The organism is Hyphomicrobium methylovorum (assembly GCF_013626205.1).
GTDB lineage: Bacteria > Pseudomonadota > Alphaproteobacteria > Rhizobiales > Hyphomicrobiaceae > Hyphomicrobium_B > Hyphomicrobium_B methylovorum.
The window spans coordinates 3,268,334-3,294,998 of record NZ_QHJE01000001.1; the positions used below are offsets into that span (position 1 = coordinate 3,268,334).

The window sequence follows — 26,665 nt, forward strand, 5'->3', positions numbered from 1 at the left end:
CTCTTCGCCTACCAGCGAAGCTGGGCCATCGCGCCAACAGCCGTCGGGGCCTGCGCATCGAACAGCGCTCCGAGCCGTTCTGGCGACAGGTGTGCGTCATCCATCGTTTCGTGGCGGTGGATGCCCGAGGCGATAAACAGGGCGTCGCAGCCAAAGGTTTCGGCGCCTTTCATGTCGGTGCGCAGAGAGTCGCCGATGACGAGGATCCGGCGCTTTTCGACGTTACGGTCACGAAGGGATTCCGCCTTGGCGTGCGCGGTTTCGTAGGCGTTGAGGTGAGGCTTGCCTGCCCAGTAAACCGCTCCGCCCATCTCTGCATAAAGATCTGCAATCGCGCCTGCGCAATAGTAGTACGTGCCGCCGACATCGACGATCAGATCGGGATTGGCGCAAATGAACGGCAGTTTGCGGGCGAGTGCCTGCTCCAGAATTGCGCGGTAGTTTTCAGGCGTTTCCGTCTTGTCGTCGTTCAGGCCCGTACAGATCAGCGCTTCCGCTTCGGCGAGCGGAACGGAGCGGGCGGACAAGGCGCGAAAGAGCGCCTGGTCGCGATCCTGCGGTCCGATGCAATACAGCGCCTGGAAGCCGCGTTCTGCGACGTGGGCGAGCGCGATGTCGCCGGAGGAAACGATGTCGTCCCAGGCAGAGCGCGGTACTTGTCGCGTGTCGAGCATATCGGCAACGCGCTGTTTCGGAACCGGTGCGTTGGAGACCAACACGACAGTTCCACCGCGGCGCCGGAATTCTTCCAGCGCCTCGCATGCATCGCGATAGGCGATCAGACCGTTGTGAATGACGCCCCAGACGTCACAGAATAGAACTTCGTAGCGCGAGAGCAATTCCGCGGCATTTGCAATGACGGGCGGCGTCGGGAGTGCTGAATTGGATGGTGGCTGCATCGCTGCCTCTCGCCGGTCGAAGTGGCTGGATTATGAGTTCGGGCGCTCACCGGTGTTGTGCCGGTATCGAGGCATTCCAGTCAGTTAGCCGCGCCTGAGCGCGTGTGCAAGGCCGGGACTGGCGGCCTATTGCCCCGAAATCGGATGCGCCCTGGATCCTTCCGCCGATCGGACTGCTTTTTCTACGGACCGGTGTCGGCTAGGCGTCTACTCGTGCGTCCTTGGGACAGCAAAAAGGGAGGCTTGAGATGCAGTACGCAGTGCTTTGCTACCATTCCGAAGATGCCGTCTGCGCATGGACGAAGGAAGAAGACGACGCCGTTATGGCGCGGCTGATGGAGGTCCATGGGCGCTTCGCGAAGACGGGCAAGCTCGGCCCTGTTGCGCGTCTGATGCCGACGACCGCCGCAACCACGCTTCGGAAGACCAACGAGCCTGCCGTTATTCTGGATGGTCCGTTCGCGGAGACGAAAGAGCAATTGCTTGGCTTCTATGTTGTGGAAGGCGACACGCTGGAAGACGTTCTCGCGTTCGTGCGCGAGTTGGGTGATGCGAACCCGGGTGGTGCCTACGAAGTGCGGCCCATAGGGCTTTATCTGCCGGGTACATCGAACGCAGGCGCGGCGTGAGCAGCGCCAATCCGATCGAGGCGCTGTTGACGGCAGCGCGGCCGCGCGCGGTTGCGGCTTTGCTGCGCAATTTTCGCGACCTCGACATGGCGGAAGATGCGTTTCAGGAGGCGTGCCTCAAGGCGTTGCAGACGTGGCCTGTGAACGGTCCGCCGCGAGATGCTGCAGCCTGGTTGATCTTTGTTGGCCGCAACGTTGCGCTCGATCGCTTGAGGCGAAGTCGCAAAGAAGATGCTCTGCCGGACGAAGCCCAGATGTCGGATTTAGAAGACGCTGAAGACAGTATGGCTGAACGCATCGATGGCACCCATTACCGCGATGACATTCTCCGTTTGCTGTTCGTGTGCTGCAATCCCGTTTTGCCTGTCGCGCAGCAGATCGCACTCGCGCTCAGGGTTGTTTCCGGATTGTCGGTGAAGGAGATTGCGCGCGCATTCCTCGTCAGCGAAGCGGCGATGGAGCAGCGGATCACACGTGCGAAGCGGCGGGTCGGTGAATCCGAAATTCCGTTCGAGACGCCGGGTGCTGTGGAGCGCGCCGAACGTCTGCGCGCGGTCGCGACCGTGATCTATCTCATTTTCAATGAGGGCTACGCTGCCACCGGCGGGACGGCGCACATTAAGGCGCCGCTTTGTGAAGAGGCCATTCGTCTTGCGCGATTGCTGCTGCGGCTCTTCAATGCCGAACCGGAGGTGATGGGACTGACAGCGCTGCTTTTGCTGCAGCATGCGCGTGCAGCGGCACGGCTTGATGCGGAAGGAGCGATCGTCGTTCTGGAGGATCAGGATCGCACGCGATGGGATAAGGGCGCCATCGCGGAAGCTCTTATTATGCTAGAAAAAGCGGTGCGCCATCACCAGCCTGGTCCGTATCAGATTCAAGCTGCGATTGCCGCGCTGCATGCGCAGGCTGCACGACCTGAGGATACGGATTGGCTTCAGATCGAGCTGCTTTATCGCACGCTGGAGCAGATCGAGCCGTCGCCTGTCATCACGCTCAATCGCGCAGTAGCGACGAATAAAGTGCGGGGCGCTGCCGCGGCTCTGGCGCTGATCGAACCGCTCGCGGAACCGCTTGGGAGCTACTTCTACTTTCACGGCGCGCGGGGAGCGTTTTTACTGCAGCTCGGTCGCGAAGCAGAAGCAAAGACGTCGTTCGACCGGGCGATTGCCTGCGCAAATACAGCGGCTGAAGCCGCGCATATTCGTACTCAGATCGATCGCTTTATCAAAGACAACAAACCGAATTTAGCTCGATCTTAGCTGCGTTGAGGCCGACAAACGAATGCGCCGAGGCTCGGCTAAAATAAAATTCCCAGCGGATGTCGGATGAGTGGACGGCGAAACGTCTTTCAGATGTGACATCGAACTCAACCAAGTCTGAGGAGACCCGTTAATGACACAAGCTCAAACGCAGAACGTAGCTGAAGACTTCGACACAGCGACGAAGAAGTGTCCGGCGATTGGCGGGATCATTCCGTATCTCAGTCTTAGCGACGCCAGCAAAGCCGCCGATTTTTATGTTCGCGCATTTGGTGCGACTGAAGTTTTTCGTCATCCGGCCGATGAAAAGGGACGGCACATGCACATCCATCTGCATGTCAACGGCAACTCTCTGATGCTGAGCGATGCGTTTCCCGAGCATGGCCATCCGCTGAAAGATCAACAGGGATATTCGCTGCTTTTAACGGTTGGGGATATCGACACGTTGTTTCAACGCGCGGTCGATGCCGGTGCGACGGTGGTCATGCCTGTTGAAAAGATGTTTTGGGGTGATCGCTATGGCCAGTTGCGTGATCCGTTCGGCGTGCTTTGGGCAATGAATTCGCCGAGCTCGAATTGAGCGGTCCGCTGTCTGCGCTCGGTGTCGGGGAGAGACGATCTCTCCGCCGCTGGCGCGCTTTCGGCTGGTGATCGCGACGGGCCGTTGCTTTGAGAGAACGCATCAAAGGGAACGGCCAAGCGTTGGCAGGTCAGATTCTAAGGGCTAAAAAAGCTGTAGTTATAACCAGTTAGAGTATGTGGATAGGTGTTTAGTATCTTTATTTCGCCATTAGAATCACATGGTTGATGTCTCCTACGAGAAGGGGACGCCAATGACACGCCTACATCAGAACGTCGAAGAACTGCTGGCTCGGTTGACCGAGGATTCGCAGGGAGAGATGGAACTGGTCCGCGCGCTTGGCGATGCGATCCGTCGCGTCGATGAGCAATTGCTGCGGGAAGTTCGCACAGTGACGGTTCAGCACGAGATGCGCCGCGAAGCTATTCTGGGAGAACTGCAGACGCTCGCGGGTCGGCTCTGTGTGTTGCCCGCGCCGAGCGCTCAGAAGCCTTCGGTTACGGCCATCGATCAGCAGGCGCGTTACGAGCAGCAGGCCATCGATCGGCAACCGCGCTACGAGACGCAAGAGATCGATGCTCCGCACAACGTCAACGGCGGTGCCGACTGGCGGCAGGCGACGCAGAACATCAGCGATGATTTTGAGTTTACGTTCAACGAACCTCGCCATTGAGGCTTGCTGGCGTGTAATGCGCGCGTCGCGACCTTAACCGCGGAAGGCGGATTCACCGCCTTCCGGTTGACTTGAATTTGCTGAGTTCAGTGTGGCGCGTCGCGGCTGGTTCTGCCGGTCAGCCAAGCGGGATCGAACCAGCGATCGGCCGGGCCGTCATACGGCAGCCGCGTGATATCCCAATGCGAAACGAAGCGTGCGTAGATGTCCCACACCGGGGGACCGCCGCCGATGTAGACGACGCGACCGGCGTATTGCTTCAGCGTTTCTTCCGGGTCCATGCTGGAGCGCAGCACGCCAATCGTTCGATCCGCAAATGCGAATTCAGGTACGCTGGCGATGGTCTTTGGACCAGCAAGCAGTACGTGGCCGCGCGTAATATCGAAGAAGCGCGCGACGTCCGCGACATACTCTGGATCGCGATTGCCTTCCCACGGCAGTTCGCCGTTCAGACCGAGCTGGCCCGACTGGCCGATTGCGCAGATGACCCTGACGACTGTCTGTTCCAATGAAGCCTTCCTTTATCGCTTTCCAATCCTCTCTTAAGCGGGATCGGCGCGATGGCTCCAGTGGAAAATCACCACAGCAGATAGCGGATCGCGATATCTGTGACGCGGCGAAACGGCGGACGCAGAAAGCCACCCAGATTCCAGCGTGATTGCTCGAAGACGCCTTTGGCGTGGCTCATGTTCCTGAAGCCTTCGGGGCCGTGATAGGCGCCCATACCGCTGGCGCCGACGCCGCCGAACGGCAGATCGTTTTGCACGTAGTGCATCAGCGTATCGTTAATCGTCACATTGCCCGAGGTTGTGCGCGCCAAAACCTTGCGGCGATCCTCTCCGTCATTGCCGAAGTAATAGAGCGCCAACGGACGATCATGCCGGTTCACCAGTTTGATGGCTTCGTCGATGCTATCGTACGTGACGAGGGGGAGGATTGGTCCGAAGATCTCGTCCTTCATCACCGCCATGTCCATCGTGACGTTGAGCATAAGCACGGGCGAGGCTTTGCCTGTGTCGTTGCCCGCCGGTGTTTCGGGCCCGAGCGGGACGATGGTTGCGCCCTTCTTTCGTGCGTCTGCCAGCAGGTCGCGCAGGCGCGTCTGGTGGCGGGCATTGATGATGGACGTGTAATTCCGGCTGGCTGCGCCTTCGGGATAGAGTGCCTGCACTGCTGTCTTGTAATGCTCGGCGAACGTGGTGGCTTTGTCGCGCGGGACGAGGACGAAATCCGGCGCGATGCAGGTTTGTCCCGCGTTGGCCAATTTGCCGTAAGCGATGCTGACGGCTGCGCGTTCGAAGTCCGCGTCATGTCCGAGGATGGCGGGTGATTTGCCGCCGAGTTCGAGCGTGACCGGTACGAGGTTTTCGGCGGCGTTTTTCAGGACAGAGGTGCCGACGGCGGTGCTGCCGGTGAACACCAGATGGTCGAACGGCAGGCTTGCGAACACTGAACCTGTTTCTGGGCCGCCGCAGGTGACAGAAACCTGATCCTCGGGGAAGAGTTTGCCCAGCATATCCTTCATGAGTGCCGAGGTGGCTGGCGTGTGCTCGGACGGTTTCAGCATGACGCGGTTACCCGCTGCGATCGCCGTCGCCAACGGCATCAGCGCCAGCGAGAAGGGGTAATTCCAGGGCGAGATGATGCCGACGACACCGAGCGGCTGATACATCACATAGGACGACGCCGGGATGAAATGCAGGGAGTTGCGGCGTCGCTCGGGGCGCATCCATTTGCGGAGGTTGCGGCGCAAGTAATTGATTGTCTGAATAAGTGGGATCAGCTCCATGATCCGCGTCTCATAGGCGGACCGATTGCCGAAATCCGAGCTGACGGCCGCCTCTATTGCTGCGCGGCGGGCGAGAACGGCTGATTTCAAGTGCGCAAGGTCGGCTTTGCGCTGCTTGAGATCGGGTGGCCCATCCTGCAGGAAAGCTGCTCGTTGCTTTGCAAGAACGCCACTTAGGACGAACTGGTTGTTGACCAAAACATGGGCTGTCATCAACGGGTTATCCTTTGTCACGTCCGGTCTTTTTGGCGATGTGTGAGAGATCAACGCCTGAGTAAGGACTCGGTTACCATATGCACCCCGAGCTTCATTCGGCAATTGTGGCAGCATTGTCGTCCCCACCTCTTAGGGAGGGTGGGGCGATCGAGGATGTGGGGTTGCCCGTCCGGTGAGAGCAAAACGTATCAACCCACTAGGAGCCGATGCGTTTCAGCGCCTGTGGGGGGACGTGTAGCCGCGTCATCACTGACGCATGGCATCCGCGCGTGCGAACACCAGCGTTGACGCGCGAGGCCGAGCGATGCGGAAGAGTTGAGAAAAGGGGTTGTGAGACGCCTACGCGGATCAGGCCGCGGAGACATCCAACGTTCCGAGCACCCAGCGTTCGTATTCGTCGCTTAGATCCTGGACCCATTGTTTCGGGAACGTCTCGATTCCCCTTGAATCGCGCGCTGCGCCGAGCGGCAGGTCGATCGTAATCTGCTTGTAGCCGTTTGCCATTGGCGGGGAGGCGACGCGACCACCGAGATGGCCGACGGCCAAGAACGACCGCAGCAGATCGCCGGCGCTCTTCGAGGTCACCTGCATGGCAGGTGTGAAGAGAACGCAGTCCTGAATCGCCTTCGTGGGATCGCAGTTGCGCGCTTCGAACTGGATATTGGCGACGCCCGGCTCGTGGCTGAACATTTCGTGCTTGAGGTTGACGTTCAACATGCTGCCGGGAGCAGCCCAGCGGCTGATCGGCTGCATCATGCCGCGCAGCAGCGCGTGAATGGTTTCAGCGTTGACCGGAACGATGATTTTTTCCTGCTCGCTCGAAACGCGAACTTGCGGCGCGCCGTGCTCTTCGTTGATGCCCTTGGCGCACTCATGCGCAATGGCAACGAGATCGGCTTCACCGACGTCATGCCCTGTGAGCATCGCGCGGTCCATCAACTCTTCCGTCAGGTCGATGGCGCGTTGTGTTTCTTCGACGGGAATGCGCCAGTGATCCTGGACGCGGAGCTGTGACCACTGCTTCCGAACCGACGGACGCCATGCAACTTCGGACAGCGAGTCCTTCAGGTAGCGGTACATCGTTTCGGCGGCGTTGTTGTAAGGCAGCGTTCCCGCTACGACGGAGAGGCTGTTCATGCGATCGCGCAACAGCGTGCGATGGAGCGCGCTGAGCTTGTCGCGCAGGAGCATGTCGTATTCGTTCTTGAGCAGATAGAACGTGATCGCCTGATCGATTTCCGCTTCGAGAACCCGCAGGTCCCACGGCTTCGAGATGTAGCGAAGAATTTCGCCCTTGTTGACGGCGTCGATAGCGCTGTCGAGATCAGCGTAAGCCGTCGTCAACATGCGAACGATGTCGGGGCGTTCATTGCGGATGCGGTTCAGCAGGCTGACGCCGCTGCGGCCCGGCATGCGCTGGTCGGTGATGACAAGCGCAATGTTGTGATCGCCCGAAAGGACAAGTGCTTCGGCCTCGTCAGCGCTTGTCGCCGTGAGGACGTCGTACTTCGTACCAAAAGCTTTCTTGAAGTATTTGACCGCTTGCGGCTCGTCGTCGACGATTAGAATTTCGACGGGCTGACTAGAACGAAACGACTCCATGGGAGATCTGATTCTCCTGCTCGGATGCGAGCGGCAGATTGAAAACGAATTCGGTCCACTCTCCTAGGGAACTCTTAACACTCAATGAACCACCGTGATTCGCGATGATGCGATGGCTAACGGCCAAACCGAGGCCCATTCCTTCGCCGACGTCCTTGGTCGAGAAGAACGGATCGAAGATCTGAGTCTGGATTTTCGGATCGATGCCAGTGCCGTTATCGCGCACGGAAACGAACAATTGCTCGCCTTCTGTCCATGAGTTGATCTTGATCTCGGGGTGTCGTTCTTCTTCGACTGCGCGGACTGCAGCAACAGCGTTGACGAGCAGATTTACCAAGACTTGAGCGATGGTGGATTGCGATCCGAAGACGAGACTGTTCTCGGTTAAATTGCGCGTTATGCTTATCCCTTTCTGAACGTGTGCCGTAAAACGGAGCGCGTGATCGATGGCGGATTCGATCGGGAAAGGACGCGGATGTTCGGGCTTCTGCGGCGCGGTAAAGCCTCTCAGGTCCGTCACGACGCGGTGGATGCGATCGTAACCTTCCTGGATGTCCTTCATCGTGTCGGCGGTGTCGGGATCGGCTTGAATCGTTGGGTCACGTGCAGCAAGTTGAAGCGCGGTGCCCATGAAGTTCAGCGGGTTTCCAATTTCGTGAAGCAGACCAGCCGCCATCGTGCCGAGCGCGCTCAGGCGGGCGTTCTGCACGAGCGCTGCTTCCGTTTCGCGCAACTGTTGCAAGCTCTGCTTCAATTCCACGTTCGTGCGCTGCAGGTCTCGTTCGAGGTGTGACGCCCGAATGAGATTGGCAATGCGTGAGCGCACTTCCAGGCCGCTGAATGGCTTGATCAGGAAGTCGTCGGCGCCGTGTTTCAGCGCGATGATTTTCGCTTCCTCGTCGGCGCGCGCCGTGAGGATGATGATCTTGATGCCGCGCGTCTCGGCGCGTTCCTTCAGCGAGCGGCAAACATCAAGTCCGCTGGCGCCAGGCAACATGACATCGAGAAGAATGAGTTCGGGCGTCAGTTTCTGCGCCATTTCGAGAGCTGCGATGCCGTCGCCCGCTTCAACAACGCGGTAGCTTTCGCGCAACATGGTTGCGAGATAGCGGCGCATATCCGGTTCGTCGTCGACGACGAGAAGCAGCGGCAGATCTGCGCTTGCTTCATCGTTGGTCTGTGTTTCCTGCTGCTGCAGCATCGGTGCAGGCTGATGGTCTGGTATTGTCAAAGCTTGTGATGAGGCCTTGCGATCGAACTTACGCAATGGATCTGCGATTTGATCTGGTTTGTCCTGAGAGGGCATGTCTGCAAGTGTATCTTGCTCAGAATGAGGAAAACGTAAAACGAATGTCGTGCCGTGGCCTGCGTCGCTTGATGCTGTCACGTCGCCGCCATGGCGCGTAATCAATTCTCGAACGAGCGCCAGACCAAGGCCGAGACCTTGATGGCGGCGGGTGGCTGAGCCATCGACCTGATAAAAGCGATCGAAGATGTGCGGCAGCTGATCGGGCGCGATGCCGATGCCGGAATCCGAGATGCGCACGATAACCATGCGATCGACGTGAGCGGCCGAGACGTCGATGCGGCCTTCGGGCGGTGTGAACTTGATTGCGTTGGCGATGACGTTGCTGACGATCTTTTCGAGAGCGTCAGGGTCAGCGTTGATGATGAGGTCGCCCTGCAGTTCGCCAAGGTTGAGGTTGATGCCCTTCATCGCTGCTAGGTGGCGCATCGATGCGGTGGTGTGGCTGAGGAAGTGAGCCATATCGATCGAGCGCTTGGCGAGCGTGGCGCGACCTTCCTCAAGGCGAATGAGGCTAAGGATGTCGTTGACCAGACGGAGCAACCGCAGCGCGTTGTTCTCGATGACTTCGAGCAGTTCCTGGGCGGGGCCGTGAAGAGCCGCGGCGTCGCTCTTCAATTTTTCGACGGGCGCGAGAATCAACGTCAGCGGTGTGCGCAGTTCGTGGCTCACGTTGGCGAAGAACTGCGACTTCAGGCGGTCCATCGCGGACAGTTCCTGATGCTGCGCGGCGAGGCGATATTTCAACCCGAATTCGTTGAAGCGTCGGCGGTAGTTGAAGTGAACGGCCGTGACCGTGATGATGCAGGTCAGGATGAGGAAGTAGAGATTGTTCAGCAGTGTTTTGGTCATCATCTCTGCGTTTGGCACGTAGAGACAACTTATGGTGTAGATCACCAGCGTCGAAATGCAGAGCAGCGTGGCTTCGAACGGCTGCATGGCGGCGAGCACGCCGACCGCGAAGAGGATGAGGAAGAGGCCGTTATAGTAGGTCGATTCCGCGCCGGTGGTGATGCCGATCATGACGGCGATGGATGTCACCGCGATCAGCAGCCCCAACATCGTCAGCTGGCGGACATAGACCGCAGTCCGATCCCAGAAATGAAGGGCGAAGATAATTGCGATGAGCGCGGCAGCGATTAAACGGATGCTGCCCAGCGTCAGAAGAAGATCGGGATAGGAAATATAATCGAGGAAGATTCCCGCTGGAATCAGCGTTATGCCAAGGATGCACGCGACCTTCGACTGCCTAAGCCGAAGCTCATGCTCTTCTGCTTCGAAAGCATTTTGAAGATCAGCGTTGTCATCCATAGGCTAGTTTGCAGGCTTCACAATCTCGAGAAAGACGTTGATGCCAGTCTCGTCGGTGTAGACTTTCGCCAAAGCGGGGTCCGGCGCTAACCGGAGCATATCTGACTCGTCCCGCATCACCAGATGCCATTCCATGACATGCTCCATCAAACCTTTCACAGGGTTCGATGAATGGACATTGGTGACCAGAACCCGGCCACCTGGTTCACACCATTGATAAAATAGCTTCACGAGCTTGGCGCAGACGCGGTCCGAAAGGTAATCGAAGAGCCCTGCGCAATAGAGGACGTCATAGCTCTGGGCGGGCGTCTCCATCTCGATCGCCTGACGGAGAAGCTCCTGCACCGTCTTGAGGATATAGGTGACCTTGGGCGCTTCCGGCCTATCGGATGTGATGCTTTCGATTTGGCGTTTTGCGTAAGCCAAGGTCTCCGGATTGAAGTCCAGCAGGTCGAATGAGAAGCGCGGCGCGGCCGGATTCTTGGCGATGAAGAGCTGCAACTCCTGAACCGGACCGCAGCCGACGTTGAGCACGCGCGGGCACTTGTTGCTACGAATGGCCTGATCGGCGGCGTCTTCCAGCATCTTTTCGAGCATGTAGATGCGGTTGCGATGCGCCTGAGGTGGTCCGCCGTTCAACAGCCATTCGTTGACGATCTGCGCGTACGTGGTCTTTCCGCCACGCTCCTTGCGGAACATCATGTTGACCATTTCGTAGTCGCCCGCGTAGCCAAGTGGCTTTGAATAGACGCGGTTGAAGAACGGCGAGGCCATCATCAATGGTAAGAGATCACGCTGGGCCAGCTGCTTATGAGACTCGACTTCGTCGACGTCCAGCTGCCGGCAGGCATCTTCGAGTTCCATGAAAAGGCGGGTCAGGCGCGGCATGACCGGCGCTTTAATCTCTTCGAATCGCTCAGAATCGAATTTGGCTTCGTCCACGCCTTGGGCGGCTTCCGCGGTAAGATCGACCTGATCGAGCCAGAAGCTCAATTCGGAGAGAAATGAGCGGAGATCGGCGACCTTCAGCTGATAATTGGGGTCGAGCTTGTGCTGCCGCTCCCATTCATCGACGAAGCGCGCAACTTCATCTCGAAGTCCCGGGGTCGAGACCGGATCGTCGCCAAGCCGGGTCCAATCGTTCACGAGCGTAGCCGAGACGATCACCAGAATACTGGTGCTCACCACGCCCGTTACGATGGCATCTCCCTGATAAACAACGTCCTTGCCGCGCCTCACTTTGAGGTCGGTCAAAACTTCACTCGTCTGAATTGTCGAGAAAGGATCGTAAATCTCGAAAACGATATTCCGACGTGAAAGCTTGCTTAGTGTCCCCCGGACAGTGGTGCCCTGACTGCCGACGAACGAGACCGTGCGGTCGATGTCTCGCTCAATGCGCAATGAACCGCTCCATTACTGAAACCCTGCAGAGCCAACATTATCATGCGGCGGTCCAGTTTTGATGCGTCAGATTAAGATCTCGTTTAGAATGAATGAGAAGATCGTTAATGTTTCCGGGCGTGCCGCAGCGTCACAGTGGCGGCGGGAAAGCGCAATTTCGTCACAGCCTTATCATCGGCCTCCTGGAGCAGCACTTCGCCTCCAAAGGCCCAAAGCGCGCAGCGGCTCATGCGTAGGCTCTCAGGTGAATTTCTCACCGAGTGTCCCGGGACCGTTATCACAACATCATTATAAGTCGCGCCCGGAACGAGTTTCACGGAAACGTCGCATGCGCCGTTTTCGGTTGAGGCGTGGCTAAATTCCAATTGTTCGATGAGTACGAACTCAACGATCTTTTTCGGGGCGCAGTAGGAAAAGTCGTTCCGCGCGTCGATCGTCATGCGAATGCGGCCGCCGCTCTTGCGGGTGATTTGCTCGCTTGCCTCGGACAGCGCGTTTGCCATTGAATGGGCAGACGGCGATACGCCAACTGCCAGACCTTCCGCCAAGTCGACAATCGGCTTCGCAAGAGCGCGGCAGTGTTCGACGAGCGTATGGATGCGTGCAGCCGATGTTCCAATCTGGCCAGCGTGGAGGCGCCGCGCCCAGTTGGCCGACAACGATTGCACGGGCGATGGATTGATCGCCGTGTCGGCACCCGCGAGTGACGCGAGGCGAAGGCTTTCAGCGTCGATCTCTGCCAGAGGCTCCGTCAGTTCGCGCGATAGAACAGCGAGCAATTCAAGAGTTGCGTTTTGCGCGTCGGGATTAGCGGGATTTGCTGCGGGCGCTTCATCGAAATCATGTGTCGCTTCGGCTGCGTGCTCGCTCTGCAATGCTTCCTTCAACACATTGCAAAGCTCGTCGAAATTCCATGGCTTCGGAACGAAGCGGGAAATCGCTGCGCTGTTGATTGCTTCCTGCAGATCCACGTTCGTGTACGCGCTGGTCAAGATGCGGACTGTGGACGGCCAAGACTTGCGTACGCTTGCGAGGAAGGCGACGCCGCTTTCGCGCGGCATGCGTTCGTCGCTGACGACGACGGAAATCGCGTCGCCTTCGGCTGCCAGGATTTTCATGGCCGCTTCGGGGTTTTCCGCAGTGACGACATCGGCATATTTGCCAACCGCCGCCTTGAAGTACTTCAGCGAGAGGGCTTCATCGTCAACGAAGAGGATCTTGCCGCCACGGCTTGCGGTTGTTTCGATCGTTGCATGCATCGGCAAACCCGTTCGTTCACAAGTGGAAATGCGCTGTGCGGATCATTGGTCAGCGTGGTTCTATCCAGCTGGCGTATGAAAACAATTTTATGCTGGGTGAAATGCGTATCAAATTGCTTATAAGCAATGCGGCATTCGTGGAAATTTGAGAGGTGTTCGCAAACACTCTTAAGGAGTGTCTACCGGCTGCTCCGAATTTGAACGAAGCGAAACGACGCCTACTGAGTTTGGCCTATTCTTTCGGTACTTCAGGCCGGTCGTGGCTGCAAATAGGTACCGCTCTGCTAAACGCTCAACAACAGGTGTTCGCGTTCCCAGGGGCTGATGACGCGCATGAATTCTTCGAACTCGCTGCGTTTCAACGCCAGATAAACATGGCAGAAGCGCTGGCCGAGAATGTCGTGCAGCGGGGAGCTGTGTTCGAACTCCGTCAATGCTTCCAGTAGACCGCGCGGTAACTGGCGCCGGTTCTGATATGCGTTTCCAACCACAGCGGGGCGCGGCTCTAGTGCGGATTTCATTCCGATATATCCGCACGCGAGGCTCGCGGCGATTGCGAGATAGGGATTTGAATCCGCGCCTGCGAGACGCGTTTCCACGCGACGTGCAGCGGGTGGAGAGATTGGAACACGCAAGCCTGCCGAGCGATTGTCGTAGCCCCATTCGACGTTGATCGGCGCAGCGCTGTTGGGTACCAGGCGGCGATAGGAATTGACGTAAGGAGCGATGAGGCACATCGCGGCGGGAAGGCACGTTTGCTGTCCTGCGATGAAGTTGAAGAACAGCGGGCTGGGTTCGCCGGATTCAAGCGTGAAAATATTCTGGCCCGTCTTCGCATCAACGATGCTTTGATGAATGTGCATGGCGCTGCCCGGCTCGTTGGCGAGCGGCTTCGCCATGAACGTCGCATAGCAGCCGTGCGTGAATGCAGCCTCGCGAATGGTGCGCTTGAACAGAAACACCTGATCGGCGAGATCGACCGGATCACCGTGCAGCAGATTGATTTCAAGCTGCGCTGCGCCACCTTCATGGATGATCGTATCGATCTTCAGATATTGGCGTTCGGCAAACTCGTAGATGTCGTCGACGATCTTGTCGTACTCGTCGACCGCACCGAGGCTGTAGGCTTGGCGTCCTGCGCCCGGACGACCTGAGCGCCCCATCGGCGGCTCTAGCGGATAGTCCGGATCGGGGTTTGTTTTGGTGAGATAGAATTCGATTTCGGGCGCAACGACCGGGCGCCAGCCTTCCTTGTCGTAGAGTTCGGTGATGTGCTTCAGCACGTTGCGAGGTGCAATCTCGACCGGTGCGCCGCTCTGCCAGCGCGCGTCGTGTATGACTTGAGCTGTCGGACTTGATGCCCACGGCGCGGGGCGGATCGTCGAAAGGTCCGGCACCATCATCAAGTCGCTCTCGGCGTAGAGCTGCTGCCCGTCTTCCTCGAAGCCGACGTAGTCACCCGTGATGGTCTGATGGAAAATCGAGATCGGCAGGTGAACCGCGTCGAGCTTGACGAATTTCTCGGCCGGCATCGTCTTGCCGCGTGCGACGCCTGCGATATCGGGAATAGCGCAGTCGATTTCTTCGATCCGATGCTGGCGTAACCAGTGCCGCAGAGACTCGGGCGTCGTTCCGACACCGAATTCGCCGTCTTCGCTAGGTGGGGCGCCGAAAGAGGCCGTCATGGTTGGTATCCAGATGAATGCGTTCGGTCCGAACGACCATCATACATGGACGACAGCCTCAAGGCAGCGGACGGGCGTTAGTCGTTAATGTCTAAACGCCGCATACCCGCTGTATCTTGCGTTCGTTGACCTAGGCCTTCCGTCCGTTAAGTGGCGCTTCGTGCCGGGCGTTGTCTGTGACGGTGGGGCGGTCTAAGCATTTGAGATCGTGACCTTGAATACTCATACACACTCCTATTACGCAGCGACGGCGAACGCTCTGGAGCCATTTCCTGTTCTTGAAGGAACGGTGACAGCGGACGTGTGCGTTGTCGGCGGGGGCTTTTCCGGCGTAGCCGCGGCGCTGTTAATGGCGGAACGCGGGCGGTCCGTCGTGCTGGTCGAAGCGGACCGGATCGGGTCGGGCGCGTCGGGACGTAGCGGCGGGCAATTGATCGGCGGCATTAGCGGTGAAGCGGAAATCATCCGGCAGCTCGGACCGTCGGGTGCCAAGCTCGTGCGGGATATTCGCTATATCGGGCACGAGATCGTCGATCGCTGGGTTACGCGATATAGCATCGCCTGCGATTGGAAACGGGGATGGATGGAGGTCGCGACACGTCCACGCCACATGCAAGCGCTCCGCACCTATGTCGATGAGCGCCGCCGCGAGGGGGATGGCGCGGATCTGAAGATCGTGGAGCCGGAAGAGATCGGTCGCGTGCTCGGCACATCTGCCTATCATGGCGGGTACATCGATCCCTCAAGCGGGCATTTGCATCCGCTCAATCTCTGTTTGGGTGAAGCCCGTGCGGCGGCCGACATTGGCGTTCGGATATTCGAGCGTTCTCGTGTTCTCTCTCTCGGCGGCGGCGCGCGGCCTTGGGTGCAGACCGAGCGAGGGCGGGTGGAAGCGCGGATCGTCATTCTTGCCGGTGAGATTTTCGATCGCTTCGGTAAGCCGAAGCTTTCCGGTCTGATGCTGCCAACCGGAAGCTACATCATAGCGACCGAGCCTTTGAGCGAAGGTCTCGCAACAGAGATCAATCCGCAGGATCTCGCGGTGGCGGACAGCAATGTCGTCGTCGATTATTTTCGGATGTCGGCGGATCGGCGCATGCTGTTTGGCGGGCGCTGCAACTATTCGAACCGCGATCCGAAAGACATCGCCGGGTCGATCCGTCCGCGGATGATCCAGATATTTCCGCAGCTCAGAGATGCGAAAATCGACTTCGCGTGGGGCGGGCGGATCGGCATCGTCATCAATCGTGTTCCGGCGATGGGACGGCTGGAGCCGAACCTCTATCACTTCGGGGGGTATTCGGGGCATGGGATTAGCGCGTCGCACATCGCCGCGTCGATCGTATGCGATGCGATCTCAGGGACGACGGAGCGCTTCGATCTCTTCGACCGCATCCGTCACCGGCACTTACCGTTCAGCGGACAGTTCGGCAACGAAATGCTGGCGCTCGGAATGCTTTACTATCGGATGCGCGATCTCATCTGAGCTACCAGCGCAGGAAGCGTTTGCCCAGCAGCGTTCCTAGAATGGTCATCAAGACGATGCCGAATGGATACCACGCGGCGACGAACATGGGACTGTCGTCCGTGCAGTGGGATGCATAGAGCGTTGCTGCGATGCCTCCCGCCAGAAGACCGGCGATTGCGCCTGCCATCGACGAGTTTGCGGGTGCGCCCGATTTCAGCGCGTAGAAAATCGCAGCAAACGGCACGAGCGCCAGCATCGGAATAAGAACCATGCAGGTGATCGAGTTATGGCCTTCCATCCGCGTGTGCCATTCCGTCTTCGGAACCAACGTCATTTCCAGAATGGTTCCGGCCAGGAGAAGAGCAGGGGCGAGTGCGAGCCAAAGCAACCGCGCGTTCGGTGTGAAGTCGGGCCGCGAAATGGCCCGCGCAAGCAGGAATGCGGGAACTGCGAGGCTCAGCGTCACCACGAACTTGAACAGAAAGCGCGGAGACGTTGAAGCAGCCGTCGAAAAATCAGGACGTGCGCCGATCAGCGAGAGGAAGAGCACAAGAGTAGCGAGGGACGCGGCGACGACTGCAAGCGTCACGGTGCGGCCGATAGGTTGCTGGACGCTTTTGGTATCGGCAGCAAGTGCATTGATGAGGTCGTCGGTCCTCATTTCGATGGCTCCGCATAGGTTTCGGCGAGCTGTTTCAGGCTGCGATGTAACGCAACGCGGACGGCAACTTCTGTCATGCCAAGTCGTTCGGCGACATCACGCGCGGTTTGCCCGTCAATGCTGATGGCGCGGACGATGTCGCGATTGCGTTCGGAAAGACGGTCGAGCACGCGCGTGACGTCATAGGCGTCTATCGCGGCCTGCTGGTTGTCGCCCTCGATTTCGAATTCGCTCAGATCGATCGTCACTTCCGGACGACGGCCACGTCGGCGCGCTGCATCGATCATCTTGTTGCGCGCGATCGCGAGCACCCAGGGCCCGAGCGGCAACGTCGGGTCCCAAGTATGCCGTTTGAGATGAATAGCCAGCAGCACGTCTTGCACCACATCCTCAAAGTCATTCGGTGCGCCAGAGAAGCCGGAGAAGCCCCGACGAACGACGGCGCGCAGGAATTGCGACAGGTCACTCAAAAGCGCGCGATAGGCGTTCTCATCCCCGGCGAGCGCTGCCCGCATCAGGTCCGCCCGTTCGTTGTCACGCGCCTTTCGATCCACAGTCGAGCCTTCCAAGAGTTCGCCGGCTACGAGGGAAATGTTACAGAGGGTGACTAAAGTGTGGCTTTGCTGCAAATCCGATTAGGGCAGTGGGGCGCAGATCGCAAGCCAGACGCCCCAGTGTAGCCGGATTCAGGGAGGCAGCCAGGTCCATAGGATGGCAACGTAGGTCAGGCCATGGAGCAACTGGTCCAGGCCTAACGCGTGCCAGTATTGGGGATCGCTGGCTTTCCAACCGTTGCTGCGGACAATCCGCTCCTTCAGCCAGTCGATATGATAATGGACAATGAATTCGGCGACGAGGATGGCGACAGCCAACGCCACGCCGCCGCCCGGCCAGAGCACGAATATCGGTGCAGTCAGCGCGACATGGATGAAGGCGTGAACCAGGCCGCCGGGCGCGCCATAGATGCCCTTCTGGCGATAGATCGCCTCCGTCTGTAGCAGGAAATCCGCGACGGCATGCTTGACGAGCAGGTAGGCCATGGCGGCGAGGGCCGCGTGTGCTGGCGTCATCGGAGGGTGTCCTGCCCGAAACACGCCGGGCGATTGTGATCCTGACGGCCAATATAACGGGCAATATGGGCTGTCCAAGCCGGATGCTGGCGTGGAGGGCGGTTGCCGCGCTGTTCCCTGGGGAACAGCCTCCGCGGGCCAGCTCGGTAGCGTGTGGTGCATCGGAAGAGACCGCAGCCAACCGGCCGCGGTCTCTGAGACTTTTCCTGCGGGTCAGTTCACCCGCTGAACCTCAACAAGGTTGTCCGAGAACGTCGGCGCGCGGCCTAATCCGCACCACGCGTCCGACGAAATGGAATTGACCGAGCCATCCGAGCGATTGAGCGACCGCCAGTAGCCCAGCGTCGCCACCACGACGCCATCCGGCACGTCGTCCGTTACGCGCGCGACGCCTTCGAAGTCACCGCGATCGTTATAGACACGCACCGGATCGCCTTCGCGGATCATGCGCCGTGTTGCGTCACTCGGTGAGATCATGACGTATTGATCGCCCTGAACTTTGACCTTGTGCGGTTCGTTGGCGTAGCACGAGTTCAGGAATGCGTGGCTCTTCGGCGAGATGATATTGAGCGAGTAGAGCTTGGCGCGCTCGGGGTTCGTCTCGGGTCGTTCGCGTGCCGGAACGAATCCCGGCAGCGGATCGACGGGCTCGCCCGACTGTTCGCCGTCGTACATGGCGCGGAACGGTCCTGCGACGAAGTTCTTTGCGTCGTGCAGCAGGAACTCGACCTTGCCTGATGGCGTCGGGAATTTGCCTTCAGCATGCGGCGTGCGCGTGTCGGCCGAACCCACTTCGATCTTGTAGTAGCCGTGGGTTTTGAAGTGCTCCATGTCGACGCCGCCCATCTTCGGGTCGGCCCAGTTGATGTATTCGGCGCAGAGTTCGCTGTCGGTCATTTTGAAGACCGGGTCGTCGAAGCCCATCTCTTTCGCCAGCAACCGCCACATGTCGCTCGTGGGGCGGCATTCGCCCGGCGGGTCAATCGCCTTCTGGTTATAGGTGAAATAGAAATGACCCCACGACCACATCATGTCTTCGGCTTCGCCCGCCATCGCCGCGGGGAGAACGATGTCGGCATATTTTGCCGTGTCGGTCAGGAAGTGCTCGGCGACGACGGTGAAGAGATCCTCGCGCTGAAGGCCTTGCACGATCTTGTTCGTTTCGGGCGCCTGTGACACGGGGTTGGTGCAGAATACGAATAGGCTCTTGATCGGCGGATCGAGCTTCATTTCTCCGGTGAGCGCCGCGCCAAGCCTCAGGTTATTGACGACGCGGGTGCCGGGTTTGATCCAGTCCGGTCTTGCGGCCTTGGCCCAATCGACAGGGAAATCCCAGAGCGGCATCTGCAAAAGGCCGCCGCCGACATGGCGCCATGAACCGACGAGCGCGGGGAGGCAGCAAACTGCGCGGATCGCCTGACCGCCACCAGCGCTCCGTTCGAGCGCAACGCCGATGCGGATGACCGACGGCTGAGCTGTTGCGAACTCTCGCGCGAACGTTTCGATATCGGCCGCTTTGACGCCGGTGATGCCTTCCACATACTCGGGCGTGAATTCGGCAGCGCGCTCTTTCAGCTCCGGATAACCGTGGGTGTACTTATCTACGTAATCCTGATCGACGAGGCCCTGCGCGATGATCGAATTGATGACGCCCATTGCCAGCGCGCTATCGGTGCCGGGCTTCGGACAGATGTGCCAGTCGCCAGCTTTCGCGGTGCGGGATTTGAACGAGTCGATGACGACGACCTTCGCGCCGCGCTTCTGCGCCTCGAGCACGAACGGCCAGTGATGCAGGTTCGTCGAGATCGAATTGCAGGCCCAGATGACGATGTATTTCGAATGGACGAAGCTTTCGGGATCGACACCGCCCGTCGGTCCGACGGTGAGGAGCCACGCTGTCGATGACCCCGAAGCGCAGAACGTCTTTTCGTTCACCGTGCTTCCGAGGCGATTGAAAAAGGGATCGCCGGAGTTGATCCCCTGCACGAGGCCCATGTTGCCCAGGTAGCTGTAAGGCATGATTGCCTGGCTGCCATAGGTGGCGATGATCTCGCGCCAACGTTCGCCGATCTCGGAGATGGCTTCATCCCACGTGATTTGCTCGAACTGGTTGGAACCTTTTGGGCCGCTGCGCCGAAGCGGATACATTAAGCGATCAGGATTGGCGTGGTGCTCGGCGAAATCCTTGACCTTCACGCAAAGGCCGCCGCGCGTCATCGGGTGGTCTTTGTTGCCGCGAACCTCTGCCAGCCGACCGTCGACCACTTCATAGACCATCGAGCAGGTGTCGGGGCAATCGTGCGGACACGCCCCAAAAAACTTCTCGCGCTTCAATTGTTCATTCATCATCTTCCTCCGACTGCGGCCCCGATTGTTCCGGGTTTTCTATGATTCAGTTTGACACTGGACTACGCGATAATCCAATCGAAACAATGGCTGATTTCGCGATGCAGCATGGTAGATAAATCATGCCTTGCGAACTCGCTGGAGGAAACTTGAGCCTTAGTTCAATTGGATAGCTAAATATCCCGACTTATAGTCGGGCTTGGAGACGCGAGTGACAAAAGCACTATATGCAAACCGGAGAGTGCTTTGGTTTCCCCTGGAAACAGTGTGGACACTTCCGCCCGCCAATTCCCATCATTGCTGTGCTTCAATGACGATGGCGCTACAGTTTTCGTGCGATCAGCATCCCGACCCATTCGATTGTCCGGATGCCTTGCTAATCTACAATGACATATTGGACGAATATGGCATCGTTATTCACGATGGTTCGGCATCGTATCTGTTGATTGACGCGTGTCCGTGGTGTGGAACGCGATTGCCCGAGAGCGCGCGGGACAAATGGTTCGACGCCGTTGATGCCTTGAACCTCGCAGATGGCGAGGAGCCTCCGCGGGAATATCTCACGTCGGCATGGCGGCGAGGTGCGCGATAGTCCGTCAGCACTTGTTAATCGATGGACGACCGGTTCAGGGCGTATCTGGCGCCGCGCAACAATCGTCATAATCGTGAATGTCGCCGCGTGAATCGGTGACGGCATATTTGCCGTCACCTGTTGGCGTCACATAGCGCTCCAACGGCACCTTGCCGTGCGCGCCCGGGATATCGAGCACATACGTCGGCAGCGCGAGGCCAGAGAGGCGGCGGCGAAGTTCCCGCATGAGGTCCTGCCCTTGCTCTACCGTCGTGCGGAAGTGTGCTGTGCCGGGAGCCAGATCTCCGTGGTGCAGGTAATAGGGTTTGACGCGTAGCTCGACCAGCGCACGCATCAATGCTTCGAGCGTGTTGGCGTCGTCATTCACGCCGCGCAGCAGAACGGTCTGGCTCACCATCGGAAGCCCCGCATCGACCAGAGAGGCGATTGCGACGCGTGCCTTGGGTGTCAGCTCGTGCGGATGGTTGACGTGCAGGCCGACAAACACAGTCTGTTGCGTCGCCTTGAGTGCGGAGATGAACTCCGGCGTGATCCGTCCGGAATCGACGACCGGAACGCGCGTATGCCAGCGCAGAACTTTGACGTGGCCGATATGTGAGAGCGCTTCGGTTGCCTCGCGTATGCGGCGGGGCGACAGAACGAATGGATCGCCGCCGGTCAGGATGACTTCCCAAATGCCGGGGTTCGCGCCGATATAAGCGAGTGCGGCTTTGAAGTCGGTGGCCGACAATGCTTCGCCATTCTCGGGGCCAACCATTTCCCTGCGGAAACAGAAGCGGCAGTAGACCGGGCATACGCTGGCGATTTTTAGCAGCACGCGGTCTGGATAACGGTGCACCACGCCCGGCGCCGGACTTTTGATGCGGTCACCGATTGGGTCTCCGAGCTCGGCTGGGTGTGTTTCAAGTTCGCGGATGTCCGGCACGAACTGGCGTGCGATCGGATCGGTCGGATCATCTGGGTTGATCAGGTGCGCGAGTTCGGGTGTTAACGCGACGGCGTAGCGCGACGCGACGGCTTCAAGGTCCGAGCGCTGCGCCTCTGCTGCGAGTCCTCGCGCAACGAGATCGCCGACAGTCGTTATTTTTCCCGCATGGCGCGACATGGGCGTTATCTGGTCTCGCCTTCCATCGGTGTCCAGATCACCTGATCGACACGCTCGGCTCCGGTTGCCAGCATCACGAGCCGATCGAAACCGAGGGCGCAACCGCAGGCAGGCGGCATTTCTGCCAATGCGGCGAGGAAGTCCTCATCGATGGGAATGCGCTCGCCGTAGATCCGTTCCTTCGCGGCCATTTGCTCTTCGAAGCGGCGGCGCTGCTCGGCTGCGTCCGTCAATTCGCCGAAGCCGTTCGCCAGTTCGACGCCACAGCAATACAACTCGAAGCGTTCCGCGACGAGCGGGTCTTCGGGATCGGGGCGAGCGAGCGCGGCTTCTTCAATCGGGTATCGGCACAACACTTCGGGGCGATAGAGGCCGAGCCACGGTTCTATCTTTTCCGTCAACACGCGACTGAAAACATCCGACCAAGTGTCGTCGGGCGCGGTGCGTATATTCTGCGCTTCTGCAAGGCGCGCCAGCGCATCGCGATCGCCCATCGCTTCGTGCAGAGGTATCTCCACAAACTGCGCGAATGCCTGATAGAGCGTCGTCCAATCATAGAGGGCGAGCGGATCGCAGGTCTTGCCGCGAAACGTCCATGGCGTGTGCCCGGTGGATTTCGCGGCAATTTTGACGATCGCGTCGCAATCAGCCCAAAGGGTTTCGTAGGGTTCGTCCACGCGATACCATTCGAGCATCGTGAATTCCGGTGCGTGGAGTGCGCCGCGCTCGCGATTGCGGAAGACAGGTGCGAACGCAAAAATTTTGGTTTCGCCAGCGGCCAGAAGTTTCTTCATGGCGAATTCGGGCGAGGTGTGGAGATAGCGATCGCGGCGCTGGAGGTCTGTTCCCACGAGCTCCGTCCGGAAGGCGTGGAGATGGGTCTCATTGCCGGGTGAGACTTGCAGACAGCCGGGTTCCACCTCCTGGAAGCCTTCTGCCAGGAACCAGTCTCGGATTGCCGTCTTGATCCGTCCTCGGGCCGTCAGAAACGGTCTACGATCGGAGTGCCGGCCGGGCTTCCACCAGGGGGAGGGTTGCGACATGGCTGATTATTGGGCTTTTGAGTACCGTTGCCGCACTTGGCGAAGAGAAGCTAAGCAGGTAAGGAGACGCGACCGAATTCCCGGAGTGTGCCTGCCGTTCAATTTCGGTAAGGCGGCGCGAACCCGATTTTATTACGGAGATGCTAGGTGGTGAAGGTTATTGCAAGCTCGGTGCGCAAAGGCAACGTGCTCGATCTGGACGGCCGGTTGGCGGTCGTCATGCACGCCGAGAACATTCATCCCGGCAAGGGTACGCCCGTCACGCATCTCGAGATGCGGCGTATTGCAGACGGCGTCAAGGTGGTGGAACGCTATCGGACGACCGACCAGGTTGAGCGCGCCTACCTGGACGAGAAGGACTACAATTATCTTTACGAAGACGACATGGGCTACAACTTCATGCAGCCCGAAACATTCGATCAGATCACCATTCCGCGTGACGTGATCGGCGATCAGGGTCAATGGTTGCAGGAAGGCATGACGTGCCTCGTCTCGCTGCACGAAGGCAACCCAATCTCGGTCGAGCTTCCGCAGCGCGTGACGTTCGAGATCGTCGAAGCCGATCCGGTTGTGAAGGGGCAGACGGCGTCGTCGTCGTATAAGCCTGCGAAGCTGTCGAACGGCGCTCGCGTGATGGTGCCGCCGCACATCGGAACCGGCACCCGCGTCGTCGTGATGACGGAAGACGGCTCCTACGTCGAGCGCGCGAAAGACTAAGCGAAGCGCTCAGCTTTCTTCGAAGTTCCAACGAAACAAAAACGCCGCCCGGATAATCCGGACGGCGTTTTTTCATATGTCGTGACGCTGTGGCTTAGCCGCAGTTGTTGTCGAACGCGTAGCAAGCACGGTCGTCGCCGCGGTTGCAGCGATAGTGCCAGCGGTCGCAACGATCGCGCCAGCGGCTACGCTCGTAGGCGTCGGCGCGGCTGGAATTGGCGATGATGGCACCAGCGGTCAAGCCGATCAGCGCACCGGCGACGATGGCGCCGCCACGGCGGGCTTCTGCCGGAGTCGTCGTTGCGGGAACGAGAGCAGACACCGCCATGATTGAGGCCAGCGCAGCAGGAATTACTTTCTTCAGCATCATGGATCTCCGTCTAGCCGGCGTTCGCCGGTCGTGCGATTCGAAGCCCTTCATGCCACTGATTGATGGTGCAACGATGGCACGCAGGGATTGGACTCACCATGCAATGCAAAAGATGAACTTCCCATGAGCGGGAAATTGCGAATTCGGTAATTCATATATCGAGGTTAAGAACTGTTATCGGACTGCCCGCGGCCATTCCCGGTGAATTGACCGGAACCACTACGAGGCAGTCGGCCCGCTGAAGTGAGCTAACGAGGCCGCTATCCTGGTTACCAAACGGTGTCGCGCGGGGAGGCGAAACCGTTCGATCGAGCTTCGCCCGCATATAGTGCTCACGCGGACCATTTGGAGGCAGCGACGTGGCGATGACTGCGCTAATCGTTTCCAGCGGCACCTCGCGGCCGAGCAGCCGACCAATCAGAGGAACGAGAAACACGCGCGCGCAGATGAGCGAGGCTACCGGATTTCCGGGGAGGCCGAGGCAGATCTGGCTGCTTGCGTCGCCGTTTCCGGTGGCCGCCTTAGGGCGTTTGCCGAAGAACATCGGCTTTCCCGGACGCATTGCGATTTTGTAGAATTGGAGAACGGCGCCGGATTTTTCCAGCGCAGGGCGAACGAGATCGTGATCGCCGACGGACGCGCCGCCAATCGTCACCAACACGTCTGCGCCTTCCGCTCGCTCAAGCGCTTCGGCGAGGGATGCGTGGGAGTCGCGGGCGATGCCAAGAATGCGGGCTTCTGCGCCAGCCGCTTCCGCGACCGCTGCAAGGCCAAATGAATTCGAAGCCGGGATTTGTCCATAGCTTGGCGTCGTGCCGGGTTCGACAAGCTCGTCACCGGTTGCGAGCAGGGCAACGATCGGCCGCCGGACGACAGGGAGCGTGCCGTGTCCTGCTGCTGCTGCAAGCAGGATGTCTCGCGCTGTCACGCGATGACCTCGCTCCAGCAGCGGTCTGCCGACTGCGAAATCCTCACCTTTCGGGCGGACGTTTTCTCTGCGTGACGCCGTTTGCTGAATCGTGATGTCGTTGCCGCTGGCCTCTGTGTTCTCCTGAATGACAACGGTATCCAGGCCCTCCGGCAGTGCGCCGCCCGTGAAGATGCGAACGGCTTCGCCATTGGCAACGTTGCCGGTGAACGGTCGTCCCGCACCGGCTTCGCCGATGACTTTGAGTGTCACCGGTACGCTTGCGACATCAGAGGCGCGGACTGCGTAGCCATCCATCGCGGAGGCGTCGAACGGCGGGTTGGTCAGGCGAGCTGCAAGAGGTTCCGCGAGTGTGCGGCCGAGCGCGCTGGAAAGAGACACGTTTTCAGTGGCGAGCGTTTCGGCGGTTTCCAATACGCGCGCGAGGGCGTCGGCCACGGGGAGAAGTGCCATCGCCTTAAGTGTCCTTCTGCCGGTCCGTCACTGAATAGGTTCCCGACTTGCCGCCCGTTTTTTCCAGGAGACGCACGCTGCCGATGACCATCGATTTATCGGCAGCTTTGAGCATGTCATAGAGCGTGAGGCACGCAACCGACGCGGCCGTCAGCGCTTCCATCTCGACACCAGTTTGTCCGTTCACTTTCACTTCGGCCACGACGTGAATACCGACCGGATCGTGCGTAGGTGTAAAGTCGATCGTCGCTTTGGTGATCGCAAGCGGATGGCAAAGCGGTATGAGTTCGTGCGTGCGTTTCGCGGCCATGATGCCAGCGATGCGCGCCGCCCCGATCACGTCGCCTTTCTTGGCTTCGCCCGTTTCGACCAGCGCCAGCGTTTCGGCGCTCATGGAAATGAAACCTTCGGCGACGGCGCGGCGTGCGGTGGCGGATTTTTCCGACACGTCGACCATGCGCGCTTCGCCCTTCTCGCCGATATGCGAAAGCTTGCTCATTCTGGGTTCTCTTTGCCGAGCAACGCTTTCGTTGCCGCCGTGACGTCGGGCTGGCGCATCAGGCTCTCGCCGACAAGGAATGTATTCACGCCAGACTTCGCGAGACGCTGCAGATCGGCGTTCGTGAAAATACCGCTCTCGCCGACGATGATGCGATCGGCAGGGACTTGCGGGGCCAGTCGTTCGGTTGTCTCGAGGCTGACTTCGAACGTCTTGAGATTGCGATTGTTGATGCCGATCATGCGGCAATCGAGCTTCAGCGCGCGGTCCAGTTCGGCGTCGTCATGGACTTCGGCGATGGCGTCCATGTCCCAATCTTTCGCGGCGTTTGCGAGGTCGTGCGCGGTCGCGTCGTCCACTTCCGCAAGGATGATGAGGATACAGTCAGCGCCCCAGGCGCGCGCTTCCGGCACCTGATAGGTGTCGATCATAAAGTCCTTGCGCAGAACCGGCAGGTTCGTTGCTTTGCGCGCGGCGGTGAGAAAATCGGGGGCGCCTTGAAACGACGGTGTATCCGTCAGGATCGAAAGACACGCGGCGCCGCCTGCTTCGTAAGCGCGGGCGAGGGCCGGGGGATCGAAGTCGGTGCGGATCAGCCCTTTCGAGGGCGACGCCTTCTTGATCTCTGCGATAAGGGCCGGACGGCCGTCGGCATGCTTCGCAGCAATCGCATCCGCAAAAGGCCGAACGCGGGGGGCTGAGCGCGCGTGCTCGGCGATGACGCGCAGCGGCTTCAGTGTTTTCGCGCGCGCTACTTCTTCGCGCTTATAGGCGGTGATCTTGTCGAGGATGTCGGCCATG

25 protein-coding genes are annotated in these 26,665 nt (G+C 59.2%); 7 read left to right on the forward strand and 18 right to left on the reverse strand.

The annotated features are described in order from the left end of the window. Positions 1-8 precede the first annotated feature (8 nt). Positions 9-899 carry a TIGR01459 family HAD-type hydrolase gene (locus tag DLM45_RS15530; RefSeq protein ID WP_181337977.1) on the reverse strand — a complete coding sequence of 297 codons (891 nt, stop codon included), beginning with the start codon at positions 897-899 and terminating at the stop codon, positions 9-11. Positions 900-1,147: 248 nt separating this feature from the next. On the opposite strand from DLM45_RS15530, the gene DLM45_RS15535 reads away from it, so the two are divergent. The 4 genes from DLM45_RS15535 (at position 1,148) to DLM45_RS15550 (ending at position 4,043) form a co-directional block, all read left to right on the forward strand. Beyond that, on the forward strand, positions 1,148-1,528 hold the full coding sequence (locus tag DLM45_RS15535; protein WP_181337978.1) for a YciI family protein: 381 nt from the start codon (positions 1,148-1,150) through the stop codon (positions 1,526-1,528). Further along, positions 1,525-2,790: a sigma-70 family RNA polymerase sigma factor gene (locus DLM45_RS15540; RefSeq protein WP_181337979.1), complete on the forward strand. Its 1,266-nt coding sequence runs from the start codon at positions 1,525-1,527 to the stop codon at positions 2,788-2,790. The genes DLM45_RS15535 and DLM45_RS15540 overlap by 4 nt, the downstream gene beginning before the upstream one ends. A 133-nt stretch (positions 2,791-2,923) precedes the next feature. Then, positions 2,924-3,370 carry a VOC family protein gene (locus tag DLM45_RS15545; RefSeq protein WP_181337980.1) on the forward strand — a complete coding sequence of 149 codons (447 nt, stop codon included), beginning with the start codon at positions 2,924-2,926 and terminating at the stop codon, positions 3,368-3,370. A gap of 253 nt (positions 3,371-3,623) precedes the next feature. Next, positions 3,624-4,043 carry a hypothetical protein gene (locus DLM45_RS15550; protein ID WP_181337981.1) on the forward strand — a complete coding sequence of 140 codons (420 nt, stop codon included), beginning with the start codon at positions 3,624-3,626 and terminating at the stop codon, positions 4,041-4,043. An 86-nt stretch (positions 4,044-4,129) separates the two neighbouring features. Here the strand turns inward: DLM45_RS15550 and DLM45_RS15555 are convergent, their stop codons facing one another. The 7 genes from DLM45_RS15555 to DLM45_RS15585 form a co-directional block, all read right to left on the reverse strand. Continuing rightward, a complete protein-coding gene (locus DLM45_RS15555; protein ID WP_181337982.1) occupies positions 4,130-4,552 on the reverse strand; it encodes a thymidylate synthase family protein in 423 nt (140 codons plus the stop codon). A 68-nt stretch (positions 4,553-4,620) separates the two neighbouring features. Then, positions 4,621-6,045: a coniferyl aldehyde dehydrogenase gene (locus DLM45_RS15560; RefSeq protein WP_181337983.1), complete on the reverse strand. Its 1,425-nt coding sequence runs from the start codon at positions 6,043-6,045 to the stop codon at positions 4,621-4,623. Positions 6,046-6,396: 351 nt separating this feature from the next. Further along, a complete protein-coding gene (locus DLM45_RS15565) occupies positions 6,397-7,650 on the reverse strand; it encodes a response regulator (protein ID WP_181337984.1) in 1,254 nt (417 codons plus the stop codon). Continuing rightward, complete coding sequence (locus tag DLM45_RS15570) at positions 7,631-10,267, reverse strand: ATP-binding protein (protein WP_181337985.1); 2,637 nt, start codon at positions 10,265-10,267, stop codon at positions 7,631-7,633. The genes DLM45_RS15565 and DLM45_RS15570 overlap by 20 nt, the downstream gene beginning before the upstream one ends. 3 nt (positions 10,268-10,270) lie before the next feature. Then, positions 10,271-11,668, reverse strand: a complete 1,398-nt coding sequence (locus DLM45_RS15575; protein ID WP_181337986.1) for a class I SAM-dependent methyltransferase — start codon at positions 11,666-11,668, stop codon at positions 10,271-10,273. A gap of 104 nt (positions 11,669-11,772) precedes the next feature. Then, a complete protein-coding gene (locus DLM45_RS15580; protein ID WP_181337987.1) occupies positions 11,773-12,927 on the reverse strand; it encodes a response regulator in 1,155 nt (384 codons plus the stop codon). A gap of 284 nt (positions 12,928-13,211) precedes the next feature. Next, the gene (locus tag DLM45_RS15585; RefSeq protein ID WP_181337988.1) at positions 13,212-14,612 is read right to left on the reverse strand and encodes a glutamine synthetase family protein; all 1,401 of its coding nucleotides are present in this window, start codon (positions 14,610-14,612) and stop codon (positions 13,212-13,214) included. 208 nt (positions 14,613-14,820) lie between these two features. On the opposite strand from DLM45_RS15585, the gene DLM45_RS15590 reads away from it, so the two are divergent. Next, the gene (locus tag DLM45_RS15590) at positions 14,821-16,098 is read left to right on the forward strand and encodes an NAD(P)/FAD-dependent oxidoreductase (RefSeq protein WP_425485224.1); all 1,278 of its coding nucleotides are present in this window, start codon (positions 14,821-14,823) and stop codon (positions 16,096-16,098) included. A gap of 1 nt (position 16,099) precedes the next feature. On the opposite strand, the gene DLM45_RS15595 is transcribed toward DLM45_RS15590, so the two are convergent. From DLM45_RS15595 to DLM45_RS15610, 4 genes are all read right to left on the reverse strand, one after another. Next, positions 16,100-16,741 carry an NrsF family protein gene (locus DLM45_RS15595; protein ID WP_181337989.1) on the reverse strand — a complete coding sequence of 214 codons (642 nt, stop codon included), beginning with the start codon at positions 16,739-16,741 and terminating at the stop codon, positions 16,100-16,102. Continuing rightward, on the reverse strand, positions 16,738-17,295 hold the full coding sequence (locus tag DLM45_RS15600) for a sigma-70 family RNA polymerase sigma factor (protein ID WP_181337990.1): 558 nt from the start codon (positions 17,293-17,295) through the stop codon (positions 16,738-16,740). The genes DLM45_RS15595 and DLM45_RS15600 overlap by 4 nt, the downstream gene beginning before the upstream one ends. Before the next feature lie 132 nt (positions 17,296-17,427). Further along, complete coding sequence (locus DLM45_RS15605; RefSeq protein ID WP_181337991.1) at positions 17,428-17,811, reverse strand: DUF3307 domain-containing protein; 384 nt, start codon at positions 17,809-17,811, stop codon at positions 17,428-17,430. A gap of 213 nt (positions 17,812-18,024) precedes the next feature. Beyond that, complete coding sequence (locus DLM45_RS15610) at positions 18,025-20,157, reverse strand: molybdopterin-containing oxidoreductase family protein (protein ID WP_181337992.1); 2,133 nt, start codon at positions 20,155-20,157, stop codon at positions 18,025-18,027. Positions 20,158-20,422: 265 nt separating this feature from the next. Here DLM45_RS15610 and DLM45_RS16735 point away from each other — a divergent pair, with 265 nt between their 5' ends. Continuing rightward, a complete protein-coding gene (locus tag DLM45_RS16735) occupies positions 20,423-20,749 on the forward strand; it encodes a DUF6980 family protein (protein WP_425485237.1) in 327 nt (108 codons plus the stop codon). Positions 20,750-20,783: 34 nt separating this feature from the next. Here DLM45_RS16735 and DLM45_RS15615 read toward each other — a convergent pair whose 3' ends face one another. Both DLM45_RS15615 and epmA read right to left on the reverse strand, forming a co-directional pair. Next, positions 20,784-21,854, reverse strand: a complete 1,071-nt coding sequence (locus tag DLM45_RS15615) for a lysine-2,3-aminomutase-like protein (RefSeq protein ID WP_181337993.1) — start codon at positions 21,852-21,854, stop codon at positions 20,784-20,786. Between the two features lie 5 nt (positions 21,855-21,859). Beyond that, positions 21,860-22,897: an EF-P lysine aminoacylase EpmA gene (epmA, locus tag DLM45_RS15620; RefSeq protein WP_181337994.1), complete on the reverse strand. Its 1,038-nt coding sequence runs from the start codon at positions 22,895-22,897 to the stop codon at positions 21,860-21,862. Positions 22,898-23,044: 147 nt separating this feature from the next. Between epmA and efp the strand changes: the two genes are divergently transcribed. Then, positions 23,045-23,614 carry an elongation factor P gene (gene efp, locus DLM45_RS15625; RefSeq protein WP_181337995.1) on the forward strand — a complete coding sequence of 190 codons (570 nt, stop codon included), beginning with the start codon at positions 23,045-23,047 and terminating at the stop codon, positions 23,612-23,614. Between the two features lie 94 nt (positions 23,615-23,708). On the opposite strand, the gene DLM45_RS15630 is transcribed toward efp, so the two are convergent. The 4 genes from DLM45_RS15630 to trpC form a co-directional block, all read right to left on the reverse strand. Further along, positions 23,709-23,981, reverse strand: coding sequence for a tyrosyl-tRNA synthetase (locus tag DLM45_RS15630; RefSeq protein WP_181337996.1), 273 nt, complete (start codon positions 23,979-23,981; stop codon positions 23,709-23,711). 154 nt (positions 23,982-24,135) lie between these two features. Further along, a complete protein-coding gene (locus tag DLM45_RS15635; RefSeq protein WP_181337997.1) occupies positions 24,136-25,365 on the reverse strand; it encodes a molybdopterin molybdotransferase MoeA in 1,230 nt (409 codons plus the stop codon). Between the two features lie 4 nt (positions 25,366-25,369). Continuing rightward, positions 25,370-25,864 (reverse strand): cyclic pyranopterin monophosphate synthase MoaC, encoded by a 495-nt coding sequence (gene moaC, locus DLM45_RS15640; protein WP_181337998.1) that lies wholly within the window; start codon positions 25,862-25,864, stop codon positions 25,370-25,372. Next, positions 25,861-26,664 carry an indole-3-glycerol phosphate synthase TrpC gene (gene trpC / locus DLM45_RS15645; protein ID WP_181337999.1) on the reverse strand — a complete coding sequence of 268 codons (804 nt, stop codon included), beginning with the start codon at positions 26,662-26,664 and terminating at the stop codon, positions 25,861-25,863. Before trpC ends, moaC begins: the two co-directional genes overlap by 4 nt. Between the last annotated feature and the right edge of the window lies 1 nt (position 26,665).